Source organism: Kosakonia sp. Marseille-Q7440 (assembly GCF_965119485.1).
Genome location: NZ_CBCPLT010000001.1, coordinates 2,026,507 through 2,040,684, shown reverse-complemented (window position 1 = coordinate 2,040,684; position 14,178 = coordinate 2,026,507). Strand labels below are relative to the sequence as shown.

General features: G+C 57.2%; 14 protein-coding genes. 2 read left to right on the top strand and 12 right to left on the bottom strand.

All coding sequences use genetic code 11. The features are described 5' to 3' along the window. Positions 1 to 13: 13 nt before the first annotated feature. The 12 genes from ACWPW2_RS09440 to ACWPW2_RS09385 form a co-directional block, all read right to left on the bottom strand. Positions 14 to 1,513 carry a protein kinase domain-containing protein gene (locus ACWPW2_RS09440; RefSeq protein WP_454122636.1) on the bottom strand — a complete coding sequence of 500 codons (1,500 nt, stop codon included), beginning with the start codon at positions 1,511 to 1,513 and terminating at the stop codon, positions 14 to 16. A 26-nt stretch (positions 1,514 to 1,539) separates the two neighbouring features. Continuing rightward, a complete protein-coding gene (locus tag ACWPW2_RS09435; protein ID WP_454122634.1) occupies positions 1,540 to 3,096 on the bottom strand; it encodes a PP2C family serine/threonine-protein phosphatase in 1,557 nt (518 codons plus the stop codon). Continuing rightward, positions 3,096 to 4,136: a TerY-C metal binding domain-containing protein gene (locus ACWPW2_RS09430; RefSeq protein WP_279793501.1), complete on the bottom strand. Its 1,041-nt coding sequence runs from the start codon at positions 4,134 to 4,136 to the stop codon at positions 3,096 to 3,098. Before ACWPW2_RS09430 ends, ACWPW2_RS09435 begins: the two co-directional genes overlap by 1 nt. An 87-nt stretch (positions 4,137 to 4,223) precedes the next feature. Further along, positions 4,224 to 4,862: a vWA domain-containing protein gene (locus tag ACWPW2_RS09425; protein ID WP_454122631.1), complete on the bottom strand. Its 639-nt coding sequence runs from the start codon at positions 4,860 to 4,862 to the stop codon at positions 4,224 to 4,226. Further along, positions 4,862 to 5,503, bottom strand: a complete 642-nt coding sequence (locus ACWPW2_RS09420; RefSeq protein ID WP_023478766.1) for a TerD family protein — start codon at positions 5,501 to 5,503, stop codon at positions 4,862 to 4,864. The genes ACWPW2_RS09425 and ACWPW2_RS09420 overlap by 1 nt, the downstream gene beginning before the upstream one ends. Before the next feature lie 21 nt (positions 5,504 to 5,524). Further along, a complete protein-coding gene (locus tag ACWPW2_RS09415; RefSeq protein ID WP_023478652.1) occupies positions 5,525 to 6,163 on the bottom strand; it encodes a vWA domain-containing protein in 639 nt (212 codons plus the stop codon). Between the two features lie 293 nt (positions 6,164 to 6,456). Beyond that, positions 6,457 to 6,930 (bottom strand): hypothetical protein, encoded by a 474-nt coding sequence (locus tag ACWPW2_RS09410; RefSeq protein WP_023478861.1) that lies wholly within the window; start codon positions 6,928 to 6,930, stop codon positions 6,457 to 6,459. A gap of 160 nt (positions 6,931 to 7,090) precedes the next feature. Then, the gene (locus tag ACWPW2_RS09405; protein WP_454122628.1) at positions 7,091 to 8,047 is read right to left on the bottom strand and encodes an HpcH/HpaI aldolase/citrate lyase family protein; all 957 of its coding nucleotides are present in this window, start codon (positions 8,045 to 8,047) and stop codon (positions 7,091 to 7,093) included. After that, a complete protein-coding gene (locus ACWPW2_RS09400; protein WP_454122626.1) occupies positions 8,047 to 9,126 on the bottom strand; it encodes a cysteine protease StiP family protein in 1,080 nt (359 codons plus the stop codon). The genes ACWPW2_RS09405 and ACWPW2_RS09400 overlap by 1 nt, the downstream gene beginning before the upstream one ends. A 1-nt stretch (position 9,127) precedes the next feature. After that, positions 9,128 to 9,901 (bottom strand): hypothetical protein, encoded by a 774-nt coding sequence (locus tag ACWPW2_RS09395; RefSeq protein WP_454122624.1) that lies wholly within the window; start codon positions 9,899 to 9,901, stop codon positions 9,128 to 9,130. Then, positions 9,894 to 11,036 carry a phosphoribosyltransferase domain-containing protein gene (locus ACWPW2_RS09390; protein WP_454122622.1) on the bottom strand — a complete coding sequence of 381 codons (1,143 nt, stop codon included), beginning with the start codon at positions 11,034 to 11,036 and terminating at the stop codon, positions 9,894 to 9,896. Before ACWPW2_RS09390 ends, ACWPW2_RS09395 begins: the two co-directional genes overlap by 8 nt. Before the next feature lie 9 nt (positions 11,037 to 11,045). Continuing rightward, a complete protein-coding gene (locus ACWPW2_RS09385; RefSeq protein WP_454122620.1) occupies positions 11,046 to 12,104 on the bottom strand; it encodes an ATP-grasp domain-containing protein in 1,059 nt (352 codons plus the stop codon). A gap of 319 nt (positions 12,105 to 12,423) precedes the next feature. Between ACWPW2_RS09385 and ACWPW2_RS09380 the strand changes: the two genes are divergently transcribed. Together ACWPW2_RS09380 and ACWPW2_RS09375 are read left to right on the top strand one after the other, a co-directional pair. After that, positions 12,424 to 13,005 (top strand): TerD family protein, encoded by a 582-nt coding sequence (locus ACWPW2_RS09380; protein WP_023478756.1) that lies wholly within the window; start codon positions 12,424 to 12,426, stop codon positions 13,003 to 13,005. Continuing rightward, positions 13,005 to 14,177, top strand: a complete 1,173-nt coding sequence (locus ACWPW2_RS09375) for a TerD family protein (protein ID WP_454122618.1) — start codon at positions 13,005 to 13,007, stop codon at positions 14,175 to 14,177. Before ACWPW2_RS09380 ends, ACWPW2_RS09375 begins: the two co-directional genes overlap by 1 nt. Position 14,178 lies beyond the last annotated feature (1 nt).

The window sequence follows — 14,178 nt, the reverse complement described above, 5'->3', positions numbered from 1 at the left end:
CTTTTGATGTTAATCAGTTGGAAAGGAGCTGAACCACCACAAGCCTGCCGCCTTCTTCCTGGGAGAGAACGAATTGCGCGTTGTCCGTCAGCTCGATTTTGTCGCCAATCGGGATGATCTTTTTATCCGGGAGCGACATCAGCCCCTCAATCCCTTCATTCACCAGCCACCACTGATCGTTATGGTAAACAAAGTAGCCGACACGCTTTTTCTGCTCTGCGGTGGTGCGCTCGTTTGGCGCAATCAGCCGGTTCACGTGCCAGGCGTAAAGGGACTGACCGCTCCAGACCATTAACCGGTGATCGTCAGGCCGGAAGCTGCCTGCCTTACGGGAGGAGTAGAGGTTAAGAATCGGCAATTTCCCGCTGTAGGGCGTTCCGCAGTAAGGGCAGACCGGTTTGGTTTTCCCGGAGAAGACATACCACTTCTGATCACAGCTGCTGTTCTGGCAGGGCTGGATCAGATCTACGGTTTTCACCAGTGCGCTTTCCCACTCATCAGCGGTCGGGCGACGGGTGGGGTTATGTAACCCCTCGATAAACGCACGATCGAAGAGCGGCGTCAGGTAAGGTCCCATAATGGTATAGGGAATTTTTTCCGGGTCGGCCCAGGGCAGCGCAAACGGGGAGATCTGGTTAAGCTTGACGGCATTGCTTCTGTCCGTCGGGTGTTCGATAAACAGCGCCCGCTCGCCCATCGCCAGCGTTTCGTCCCGTGTCTCATCATCGAGATCGTGGATTTTTCCACCTCTGAGCGGGTGGCGGAAAAAGAGATACATATAGATCAGCACCGCCAGCGCATGGCGATCCGTCGCGATGCTCGGCAGCACGCGCTTAGGATCCTCTTTCGCGAGGTGACTGGTTTCCACCACTTCCGGCGCGATGAAATCGGGGGTGCCAACCACGTCAGGCGGGTATTTTCCCGGCACCACCAGCCCATCGACGTCGATAATACAGGCGTGGCCCTGCTCGGGATCGACGAGCACGTTTTTGTAGCTCAAATCACTGTGGCAGAGGCCTGCGGCATGCATCCTTCTTACCGCGCGGGTCAGCAGCAGGCACACCTTCAGATAGGTGAGGGTGTTGCCGCGTTCGCGCGGATCGAGGAATTTGTTCTGGTTACTGGCGCTGGCGAACCATTTCCCCTCTTTTTCGCGCCCTTTGATGCCGAGGAAGTCATCATTCTTCGAGCCATACTTAAAGAAGAAGTGCTGCTGATAGACGGGAACGACAATACCGATTTTATTGTTGTGTTCCACGACATGCGTCGGCCAGCAGAAGAGATCTTTCCAGTAATCCCCGCCCGCCTGCTCAAAAATATTCTGCCGGTAGCGCCCGGTGATCATATCAATCCGCTCTCGCGCCTGGGCGTTTTGCGGCTTGTGGTAGAAGGCCACCACATAGGACTTGTCCGGCGAGAAGTAGACATCTTTCATCGAACCGGATCCGATGACTTCGTCGACGTACTGCACCGTCTGCCCATCTTTTGTTGTACATGTAACGATATTTGCCATATTCAGTCACCCGTAACGCGTGTCAGTCACCATGCCAGCACAAGGGTGCGGTCATCATGGTTGCCTGGGGAGAAAAAGTTGAGCCACTCGGCGAGACGTTCCGGTGCCTGCCCGGCATCCGCAAGCAGGGGTGAAAGCTCGTTGACCAGCTGCGTCCACTTCTCGTCGCTGCGCAGGCCGTTATCCGTTTCAAAGCGCGGGTCGGAGACGCCATCGGTCATCAGGATAAGATGCGAGACATCCTGCCACTTGCCGACGCTGATGCGCCCGGAGAAGGCGGGATCGGCAATAATCGACGCGTCGAGAAAGCGCGTCTGCCCGGCATACTCGCCGCTGTCAGGATTGCCCAACACGCGCACTTTGCCCGAGGGGCTGTAAGCGGCAATTGCGCCATCGCCCAGCCAGAACGAGGCGGCAAACAGCTGCTCGCCAAGCCGCAGTGAGACGGTTGCCAGCAGCGTGGTGGAGTAGGTTTTGACCGGCTGCTCCGCGCGAATAGCCTCATTCGAGATGCTGTTAACCGCAAGGGTTGCCGCCTGCTTAAAGTGGTGCAGCATCGCGTTAATGGTGTTTTGCTGCTCCTCTGTGCCCCAGCGCGCGATCTGCTGCTTTAACTCCGCGCCTCGCGGCCCGCGTAACTGGCTGAAGAGATACTCCCCGGCCACTTCGGCGGCAATTCGCGATCCTTCGCGGGAGTTTGCCGCGCTGCCTGCGCCATCGGCCACCAGCATCACGCTCCAGCCCGTCTCTTCGCTGTGGTTGAGATAGAAGTCATCATCGCGGAAGCTGCCCGCATGTTCATGGGAGCGCCCGCGGCGGCTCGCCCCGGCGATCTTCACGCCATCGCGGACAATCCCTTCATGTTCGACATGCGCTTTCGGGTAGGGGGCATCCGCCGGTGGCTCAATAATTTTCCACAGGCTGCGCGGATCCGGGTTCACCACAAACAGCAGCGGCGTTTCACCATTGGTATGCGAGGCGCAGGACCAGCGCACCAGCATCTCGATATCGCCGCTCTGTGTCGGTACGCCGCTCAGTACCTGCTGCGCCTTGTCGAAATGAAGCCCGCACGCGTCAGGGATCACGACATCATTAATGGTTGCCGTCTGCCCATCATCAAGGGTAATCACCAGCGGGGCACAAAAGGCTTCGCCTGCGCGGGCATTCGGCACGCTGATGCGTGCGCAGGGCGCTGGGCGCGGTCTCGGCGTTTCAGCGGATCGCGCTGGCGGCACCTGGCCTGGTTTCAACACTGGCGGCGTTGGCTCAAGGGTCGCTTTTGCCGGGGTCTCAAATTCGTAGTAGGGCATTAACTTCCACAACTCCTTGCGCGGCGCGGCCTGCACAGCGTCGGGTTCTGTTACCGTTTCGTCTGGCGGTTCGATCGCTTCAGCGCGCTCCTCAGCCTGCGGTGTTGTGGCGTGATCCTCGACGGTCGCCAGCTGGTTCTCCAGCTCGGTGAATAACGCGTCGAGTTTGTCCCGCAGCGCAGGCTCCCCGGACAACGCGGTTAACTCTGCCTCACCGACTTCATGCCCGCGCGACTGCAGAATAAAGCCGATAATCTCTTTTTCAGCGCTCATTAGCCTCGTCCTCTGCTGACGTCAAAATCGGAATCTCCGCCGTTATCTCTGAAGGAGAGCACTCTTTCGCACCAGGGGCAGACCACCTCATCTGGCCCATCGATGCAGAGCAGTTTGCCGCAGGCGCACATGGCAAACGCGCTGGCGTTACCGCAGTGGGGGCAGCCCGGCACACCGTGCAGATCGCGGGTATTCACCTGCACGTTGTAGGTCGATGCATCAGACCAGTCGAAGTACTCTTCATCGATAGGGTAGCAACCGGCAATATTGAAGTTGTTCAGGTTAAGCCGGAAATCGAGACCGGAGACGTTCACCGGCGGGCGCTCATATTTCATCAGATAGGGGCGGCGGGTTTTACTACACCGCCCGGTGAGCGTCACGCAGTTCTCATCATAGGCGCGGATAACGTCCTCTTTCGCCAGCCGGACGATATACTCCGTCTGGTTGAGTTCGGGCGGTTTCTCTTCACCCACGCTGCGGCTGTGGGCGGTGACGGAGGCGGTGATCCACTTAATAAAGCGGGTAAAGTCACCTTCGCGGGACTCGGTAAACAGCATCACATTTTCCGTCAGCTGCCTGAGGATATTGAGATCTGCCGAGGGGCCAAGACCGACCGCAATAAGGTTAACTTTGCGGGCGTAGTGCTCTTTCCAGCGTTTGATCTCCGCGCTGGGATCATCCGTCGGGCGGCCGTCGGTCAGCAGGTAGACCACCGGTTTCCAGTCCCCTTTAACTTCATGGGTGGTGACCCTCACCTGGGTGTCGATCTGCACGCTTAGCTCCCGCAGCGCGGCGCCAAGGTGGGTGCCACCGCCAATCGGCAGGCGCGGCGGATAAAACGAGGCGATTTCATGGAGCGGAACAATGGTGCGCGCAATGCCTGCAAAGGCGATGACCGAGACCCAGGCGGTCTCCAGCGCATGGGGATCCTTTCTTAAATCACTGACGATCATTTGCAGACCATCGTTCATTTTTTTCAGGTTTTCACCAATCATGGACTCTGAGCAGTCCAGGACAAAAAATACCGGAAGGCGTCTCATGTCTTATCCTCGTGAGGGCCGTGTAACGCGAACAAAAGGGGAGTGGCAGAGAGGCGCAGCACGGCAGCGCGTTACCTCTCCTGTTCCTTACAGCACCAGCTGGATCTCCGGCGGTGGCGGCGGAAGGTTATCCGAGTCGTTATTCACGCCCGCGCTGGAGCTGCCCGATGAGACACTCGCCGAGACCCATTTAAAGAAGCCCGCGAAGGCCGTTGAGTCGAGGGTTTCGAGCGACACCACTTTATCTGTCACCTGTTTGAGATGCTCGTGGCCCGCTTTTGGGCCAACCGCACAGGCGATGATCGAGCCAAACGCGCGGCTGCGAATCGCTTTCACCGCTTCACCATAAGCGAAGGCATCTGAAGGCGTGCCGTCAGTCATCAGGAAGACCAGCGGCCGCCAGTCACCTTTCTGGTCGCCATCGGCGCGACGCACATCCCGGTCGACGCACTCAATCAGGCACTCCAGCGCCGCACCGGTAAAGGTGGCTCCCGCGCTTGGCACCACGATGTCGGCGAACTGGAAATCCTCCAGCGGCGTCAGGGGAATAAACTCACGCGCCGCGTTATCGAAGGTGATGATGGAGATATGGACGCTTTCAAGGGCGTAGGGATCCTGACGAAGGGCGCTCAGCATCGCCTGGATACCGACGTTAACGGCGTGAATTGACTCGCCGCGCATCGATCCGGAGGTGTCAATTACCAGGTAAACGGGTAAGCGGCGCATCACATATAGTTCCTCAGGTGGGCGACAAAGGAGTCTGAAGGGGACGGTTCGCCGATGGCATTCAGCTTCCAGCCGGTCGGTTCACGCACCAGCTCGGCAAAAACCATTGAGCGCTGGTGCGTAAAGTTCGGCCCGCCGGAGAGGTCAAAGCGCGCCATCTCAACGTTACGGGCATCAACGGCACGGATAAATGCGTTCTGCACTTTACCGAAGTGCTGCTGCAATTTTTCCCCGTTATAGATCTGCACAATAAAGACAATTTTTTCATATCTGGCGTCCAGCGCATTCAGCTTGACGATGATCTGCTCATCGTCGCCGTCACCCGCGCCGGTGCGGTTATCGCCCGTCAGCCAGATATCGCCCGATTTGTGGCGCAGGCTGTTGAAAAAGATAATGTCGCCATCGACCAGCGTCGGTTTGCCATTCTCCACCTTGCCGAGATCGGTCACCTTTCCGGCGGCGTTACAGAGGAAGGCGATCACATCAAGGTCATACTCCTCCTCTTTCTTACCAAACAGCCCGCCCAGTAAGCCTTTCTTCTCTTCGTTGATATCCCAACCCAGACCAATGGTGACGGAGGAGAGATCGTGCTCATTTTTCTTCAGGCTCACGCCCTGGCCTTTGCTCAGACTGACAGACATAACGTCCCCTTAATCAAAGATTTATAAAACGACATTCACTTCCGGCGGCGGTGGCGGCAGATCATCGAGGCCAATCACCTCTTTTTTGCTGGATTCCACCTTCTGGCTGCCTACCGAGATGCTGGCGCTGACCCATTTGAAGAAGGCTTTGATGGATGAGCTGTCGGCGGTATCAAGCTGCAGCACCACTTCGGTGATCTCTTTCAGCACGCTGGTGTCCGCATCATGACCCGCTGCGCAGGCGACGACGACGCCGGTGCGCGCCGATTTAAAATCCTGCAACCCTTTGCGCCAGTCGTCGGTGGGGGAACCGTCGGTCATCAGAAACACCAGCGGTCGCCAGTCACCTTTGGTATCTGCGGTGGTTTTCTGCACTTCACTGCTGATAGCGCTGGCGGCAAGCGAGAGCGCTTCGCCAAGGGAGGTTGTACCGCTGGCGGCAAGTGTCGGTAACTGAAAGCTCAGCAGATCGGTCAGCGGAACCGCCTGGCGTGCCGATGAGTCAAAGGTGATCACCGAAACATAGGCGGTTTCCAGAGCGTAGGGATCTTGCTTCAGGGTGGTAAGGAGGGTCTGCACGCCGTTTTTGACGGCTTCGATCGGTTCGCCATGCATCGAGCCAGAGGTATCAAGCAACAGATAAACGGGTAGTCTTCGCATTATCTAATCCTGTTAGAGGTATGAAAGGTTTGTATCCAGCAATAGCAGAGAAAGCCGGGAGAGACTGTGAATTGCAGCGAAGCGCAGGAAAAAAAAGAGAGCCTTAAATGAAATTTGCGCTTTTTCAACAACTACATAGCGTTATGCCGCGCGGCCTCTGCGAAGTTTAGTCCGCATTCAGCGTGGCGACCATGCGCAATGCGTGTCAAGACGCCAACTTTTATAGGCATCAACAGGGAAAAATAAGAAGAGGGGCAAAAAGAGGCGCCCGGCCTGCTGCCGGGGCACGGGAATTAACGCGCGAGCTTTTTAGCGTTGAACTCTTTAATCAGATCGTCGACGGCGCGTTCGGCCAGTTTTTCCACCGCTTCACTGCGCGTCGTGCCGCTGAGATTCGCCAGACGATCGATTTTGCGCAGGATGCGCATACGCAGCGAGAGCGAGACGGCGGTTTTTTTATCCTTATCGAGATAAACTCTGCCGCCCGTTTCGCTGGTTTTCAGCTCGGCGTGCGCCGCGAGGGCTTCATTCATACGACGCAAGGTCTTCTTATCCAGATGCCCCGGATTAACAAGATGGTAAGAGTGCGCCGCCTTGCTGTACTTGATCTCCGCGGAGTAGGATTCACGCAGCTCTTTCAGCGCCCGGGTGAGCGTCGGCTCCGAGCATTCAAGGCTGGTGATAATATCGGCCGCGGCGACGGGTTTACCGGAACCCAGTAAATTGGCGAGCTTAAAAATCCTTTCCTGTCTGGTGTTTAATTGCATCGTTAGGTTTAGCCTGCCTCAAAGGTAGTGGATCAATTGCGTTCAAACGTCTGACATTAACGTTGCGCTATTCTTCTCTCAGTTCGCTTCCCTGAACAAAATGGCCATCAATGCTAGCAGGCCGATCCTCAATATGAGCTAAATCACGCGCGCCTCAAGCTTATTGATGCTGAGAGGCGGGAAGCAGCCTGATGCCATCTGCGCTTTGCTCATTCACCAGACCATACACCTGCGCGCGTTCAAGGATACCGGCGGCCCAGCGACGGTGCGTGGCCGGCTCGCACATCGATCCCTGGGATTTAAAGACCGCCTGGGTCGAGTTGAGAATGCGCAGGGCGTCGGAGTGCTCTCCCTGAGTGACCATCAGCGCTCGCTCAATGACCGCAATCTGCCGCGGGTGGATCGCCGTTTTACCGACCAGGCCGTGCGCCATATCCAGCGCCAGCTCGCGCGCCATCACTTCATGATCGTCAATGTGTTCACAAACGGGCGCGGTCAGCGCGAAATCTCGCGGTGCAAAAACTGACACCAGCATTTTGATCACGTACCCCATCGGGCTGTCGTAGAGCGTCAGATCGCGCGGACGACGCAGGGAGACCACGTTCATCAGATCGTTGCCGCCGATGCGCAGCGCAATAATCCGGCTGTGACAGGGGTGGGCAAGCAGGGCAATAGCCAGCTCGCGCATCTGAACGACGTCAAACACCTCTTCGGTTTCGAGGGTAGGCATCATGCAGAGGTGCGTGTTGCCCATGATCTCCCACCACTGCGGCAGTGCGCTGAGGGTGAATTTCGGCAGCACAAACCCATCAACGGCCGAGAGATCGAAGTGCTCCGTCAGCCATTTCCCCATCTCTGGGTGGCGCGGGCGAATGAACACCAGCGGCCACTCCGCATTGCCGCCGGCCTGTTTAGCGTCATTGAGAGTGTGTAACAGCTGCGCAAGGTTAGCGAGGGCATCCGGCATATCCGTTTCGCTGACCGCGTCTTCCAGACAGATCACCAGCGAGCGCAGGCCGGGGATCTTCCCGTCGAGGATCGCCCCGGCAATATCGTTACGTGTCGCGGGCATGTAGAGCGTCGCGCCCAGATGCCAGGGGGAGAGGCGTGTAGTCATCAGAGTACCTTCTTGATTATCGTGACGGCCCGGTACTGCCCGAGCTGCTCGCCCATCTCAGTAACGGCAATGCCTTTTTCGCGCGCCAGCCCGACGAGCAGGGCAACGTCCGGATCGTCGGTTGCACGCACAAAGACGTGATCGGGTACGCGGCGCAGCACCGCGCGGGTCGCTTCCGCAATACCTGGTTTAATCCGGTTGACGCTGTCGACGTTAAACTGCTCAGCGAGATCGGCGATCACCTCGCGGCTTTTTTGCCATAACGCCTGCGCGGCATCCAGATCCCAGTGCAGGGCAGGGAGGCTCGCGGGTTGCAGCGTTTTGCGAAACTGCGCAACGGTATCGACCAGCATGCGGCTGCACTCATATTCACGCAGATGATCGCAGACCACACAGCCATGCAGCCCTTCCTCTCTCCAGACCGAGCGGGAGATGAGACCCGATACCGGCGCACCCATAATACCAAAGGGGATCAGCCAGTCGTCGTCGCTGGCCGCCAGCCATGAGCAGCCGCAGGGATCGGCCAGCACCACCAGACGCGGCTGCGGCGGATAGCCCTCGCGCCCTTTGAGGGTGCGAATCAGCTCCCCGGTGATTGCCCCTTTACCGGTCCAGCCATCGACAAACACAATGCCGCGCGTGCCGTGCTGACCCTCGATAATATTTAGCGCTTCGCCATCGATGCCACGGTCACGGATGATGCTGATACCGTAGTGAAAAGAGCTTTTGCCCATATCGCGCAGGGCCTGGTGCAGCATTACGCCGAGCGGCACGCCTGCGCGCACAAGGCTGACCAGAATAACCGGTTCGTCGCCAAAACGCGCCGCCAGTTCGCGGGCAAGCTGCGTGACCTCTCTGGCGAGCCGTTCAGCACCGCTGTCGAGCGCCCGCTTAAACAGATCGAGGTGCCACGATGTCGGGGCTGGCTCCTGGCTGAGCATATCGGAGTAGTGCTTTTTGCCTGACTGGATCAACGCCTCTTTTTGATCGACCGGGGTCATCTCCATCTCAACAGGCTGAAGCAGGAACTCAACGTCGCCGGGTAAGTAGGAACCGGAAAATCTCTCTTGTGGCTGCATGTTAACCCTCATTAAAAATGCGCTGCGCAATGGCGTCGGCAAACTGGCTCTGACGCGGCATGCCAAACCAGCTGCAAAGCTGCATAAAACGGTGATCGCTCAGGCTGTCGCCGAGGCCCAGCACCGGGAAAATGCCGCGCTCGGCGCGCAGCTTCTCCAGCAGCCAGCTCACGGCCAGCCCTTTTTCGACGGGCTGCGGAAGCCACGCGACATTGTTGCTGTTGCGGTGAATGTAGAAACCGTCGGTCGGGAACTGCTGCTCGATCTCATCGGCAATGGCATTCAGCTCATCAAGGCGCGTGCTGTCCCGGTGTTTCATCACCATATAGACCGGCGTGCCGTCATACTCATAATTGAGTCTCGCCCAGGCGTTGATACCCTTTGCCTCCATCATTTCGGTGATAAGGCGCTGCATGGTGACCAGTCTCTCCCCATAGGCAGACAATTTATCGAGCATATGGGCTTTCCACGCCTCATCGGGCTTGCCCTCTGGCGTCAGGATCACCGCCCCATGGGTAGTGATGGCCCACGAGCGAAAAGGGATCTGCACGCGGCTGATCTCTTCCGTCCCCCTGGCGGTGACCGGAATAAGCTCGGCCTGCTCCAGCAGCCAGTCCACTAACATCGCCTGCTCTTCGGTCATAAAACTGCGTGGCGACAGCGAGCGGTCCACGGCACCGGTGCGAAAATGCTCCAGCGCCAGCTCATCGACCATTTTGCGGCGCGTCTGGAACAGGGTGTCATCAAGATCGCTCAATACGACCGGCTTATTCATAGGTAACAACCTCAACAACAGGGGCAACATCCGCCAGCGCCTTCAGCAACAGGGGATCGATACTTTCAGCCGCCGTCTCGGTGCAGAGCAGCACGCGGTCAAAACGCTGGTGGCCGACGTTATAGACAAAATTGGCAATGCCGAGACCATAATTGTCGGTAAAGGAGATAACCGACTCGATGGCAAAGCCGAGCGCAATCGGGGAGCGAGTCGTCGAGCTGTAAAAGGCCTGTGCGCCGGCCTTTTCAAGACGCTCCGCCAGCAGGAACGGCTCCCAGACAAACTCACCGCTGCCAAGAACCAGCACGCGTTCACCCGGCGCAACGCGAATCTCACGGCCCAGATCGGCGGCTGGCGCGATCATCCCGAGACGGCCCCAGCTCTGTTTTCCGGTAATGTCCCACGTGCCACGTGAGGTGACATTCACGGCGGGCATGACGGGTACAGGCGCATCGGGAAACGGTGTCCAGCTCCATTCGCCGCTGACAAGGGAGATCGCCGTGACCGGCAGCGGGCAACGCGCCGGTAAGGCATTGTTGCTCCAGTCGGTCAGCGTAATGGCAACCACCTGCTCCAGTTGCGGCAGGTGGCCGGTTTCACGGAGCGCCGCCAGCAGGTTGATGAAGGTGTTGCCGGTTGTCGCTTCGTCATCAATCATCACCAGCGTGCGCGCGTCGCTCACCCGGCGGCGCTTCTCTTCATCATCCGGCCAGTAGATCAGATGGTCGGTGGCATGGCTGTGCTCCTCTTTAAACTCGCAGAGCAGTTCACCCTCAACAGGATGGCGGGTCGAGGTGAGATAAACCGACTCTCTATAGGTATGGCGCAGTTCGTCAAATACGCCAGCGCCCAGACCGACAGCGGTTTCCGCCATGCCGATAAACAGCACCGGGCCCGGCAGATCGGCCGGAAATTGACTGGCAAGCTGCCTGTAAGCCTGGCGCATGATGGCAGGCGAAACGGGAATATGGCGGCCGAGCACTTTACTGACAAAGAGAAACGCCCGTTTAGGGTTGCGTCGCTCGGCTATTTCGAACAGGTTTTGCAGCGCGATCTCTCCCTGGTTGCGCGTCACCTGGATGACGCCGCAGGAGAGCGTACGGCGATAGAGTGCATCTTCAGGCACTAAAGACATAATCCAGCCTTAGTTCAGTCGGTTAGAGAGGGTCTGCGGATAGAGCAGCACGTCTGTCACTGCTCTCACGGCGACGGAGGAAAAGGCGGATGCTGCACGCCCAATGACCTCATCTTTTGTCAGCAGGCCAAGCTTAAACGCCGCAAACAGGCCCGGTAAGTTGACGCCACTATGTTGGGTATAGCCGATCCCGCCGGAAGGGCGCATGTTAATCTCCAGCAACAGCGGTGTTCCCTGATGATCGTTGCGTGTCTGCACGTTAACCAGCCCGTCTGCTTTCATCACGCGGGCACACTCACAGGCCAGTTCGAAGGCGGCTCCTTCATTAACCAGATACTGAATCGCTCCCTCTTTTCTGCGACCAACGGCCGCGAGGATTTCGCCGTTGTCGGCAAAAATATCGACGGAGTACTCCGGGCCTGGCAGGTAGGGCATCAATACCAGCGGCTTAAACGACTCCGCACTGGCGAGCGCGGCAAGATAGTGCTGCGGGTTAACCGTGCGGTTTTCGGGATGGTTAAAGAGATCCATCGCCGCTGCGGTGTCATCAAAGCGCCAAAAACCCATGCCATAAATGCCGGTTACCGGTTTTACGCAGATCGGGCTGTCAGAGAAGGGCGGCGACGCGAGATAGGTTTGCAGATCGCTAACGGAATCAATCCGCCATGAGGGGACGACCGGCAGCGCGTGCTGTTGCATCAGCCCGGCAAACGCGACTTTATCTTCGGCTAATGCGAGCCAATCTGCGCTGGTGGATCCGGTAGTGAGGGTGACGCCGGTGGCCTCAATGGCGGCGCGGTTCTCTTCAAACCACAGGGTGTTGCGGCCGGCGTGGATATGGTGAATGCCGTGTGTCGCCACATTATCGGTGATAAACGACAGGCGCTCAGAGGCATCTTGCGGCTCGATCAGCGCGTGGTCGGCAACGGATAAGATCTCATTGCGCTCATGGCGATGTGAGGCGTAAACGGTCAGTTGAAGGTGATGAGCTGCGGCGAAGGTTTTAATTCCCTGAATAATATCTTTTTGGGATGACAAACCTTCCATGAGCCAAATTTTGTTATTCATATTTTTTATTACCCGAAAAAGCATGCGCCAGGAGGTGATGGGTGAGTCTAAGAATGTCATCAGAGCATGTCAATCATAATATGATGAGTAAAAGTGGCGTCAGTGTGCGCTTTGCTAAAAAATTTATCTGAAAAAATAAATATTATTTTCAGTTACTTAATCATGTAAAACAGGCCAATTGCAGGGCAGGGATTTTGCCTTTTCGCCAAAACCTACCAATATTTACCTTGTCAGAGAACTTCATCATGATATGATTTTTTTCGTTCGCGATTAGCCTACCTTTGATTGTCATGACCATTACCAATTTAAGGAACAAAGCATGGTTTCATTAACGAAGAACCAGACGGTATCACTCAGCAAACAATCCTCGGCACTCAGTCAGCTTCAGTTTGGTCTCGGTTGGGATCCGATTAAGAAAAAGGGCCTGTTCGGCGGGCTGTTTAGCGGCAGCGACTCTATCGATCTCGATGCGGGCTGCGTATTGATGGACAGCTCCGGCAATACCATCGACACCATCTGGTTTCGCAAACTGACCTCCAGCTGCGGCTCCGTCGTCCACAGCGGTGACAACCTCACCGGGGAAGGCGATGGCGATGATGAGGTCATCACCGTTAATCTCACCCGGTTACCTGCCAACGTTGAATACCTCGCCTTCACAGTAAACAGCTTTCGTGGCCAGACCTTTAATGACGTTGAAAATGCCTTCTGCCGCGTGGTCGATCAGTCTGGCAAAGAGCTGGCGCGCTACAAACTGACCGAGCAGGGCTCCCACACCGGTATTGTGATCTCCTCGCTGCGCCGTAACGGCGGGAACTGGGACTTTACGGCCCACGGTCACGCCTGCCGCGGTCGTACCATTGACGATATGCATACCGATATCGTCGCAACGGTCGTACGCTAATGAACCTGACGCCGGGGGGCAATGCCCCCGTTCCAGCACAGGAGCTTCGGGTTCGCGTCACCTCTGGCGGCGCGGTTGATGCCTCAGCGTTTCGCCTCTATGCCAGCGGCAAAGTGCAGGGCGATGCGGATATGGTCTTCTACGGCCAGCCGCGCAACGACGATGGCTCAATCAGCCTCGCCAGCGAAGGCCAGTACTCCACCTTTACTGTGGCGCTTAATCGCCTGAAGCCTGATGTACAGAAAGTCGCTTTTACCGTCACCTGTGACGGCGGGCAGACGGTTGCCGGGCTGCGCACGCTGACTATCGATGTAGAGCAGGGCGCAACCAGCCTGGTGAGCGGCGTTGTCGATGTTAACGGTCGTCAGGAAGCCGCGCTGATTCTGGGTGAGTTCTATCGCCGTAACGATGAGTGGAAATTCCGCTTTGTCGCGCAGGGTTTTAACGGCGGCCTGAAACCGCTGGCAGAGCATTTCGGTGTCAACATCGCCGACGATCCTGCGCCTGCGCCTGTTTCACCACCACCCGCGCCGCCTGTGGCTCCTCCGGCACCGCCGAAAGAGAGCAAAATCAGCCTGAGCAAAGTGTCACTCACCAAAGAGAAACCGGCGATTAGCCTGACCAAACGGGATAACTTTGGCGAGATCCGCATTAACCTCAACTGGCACCGTGGCAACGGGAAATCGGGTCTGGCCGGTATTTTCGGCGCTAAGGGCATCGATCTCGATCTTGGCGCGTTTGTTGAGCTGCAGGATGGCTATAAGTCGGTTATCCAGGCGCTCGGTAGCGCGTTCGGGAACTATCACGGCGAGCCGTACGTTCAGTTGCAGGGCGACGATCGTACCGGTGAAGTGTCGGATGGCGAGTGGTTACACATTAATGGTCGTGAATGGAAACAGATCCGTGAAGTCCTGATCTACGCTTTTATCTACCAGGGCGTGCCGAGCTGGGATAAGACGGATGGTGTTGTCACGATCCATATGCCGGATCAACCGCCCATTGAGACGCGTCTTACCGAAGGTGAGAACCGCCGTACACTGTGCGCTATCGCCAGGCTGGTAAACGAAAACGGTGCAATCAAAGTCGAGCGAATTAACCAGTACTTCAAAGGCCAGGACGAGATGGACCGGGCATTTGGCTGGGGGTTTCGCTGGAGTGCCGGCTCTAAATAAC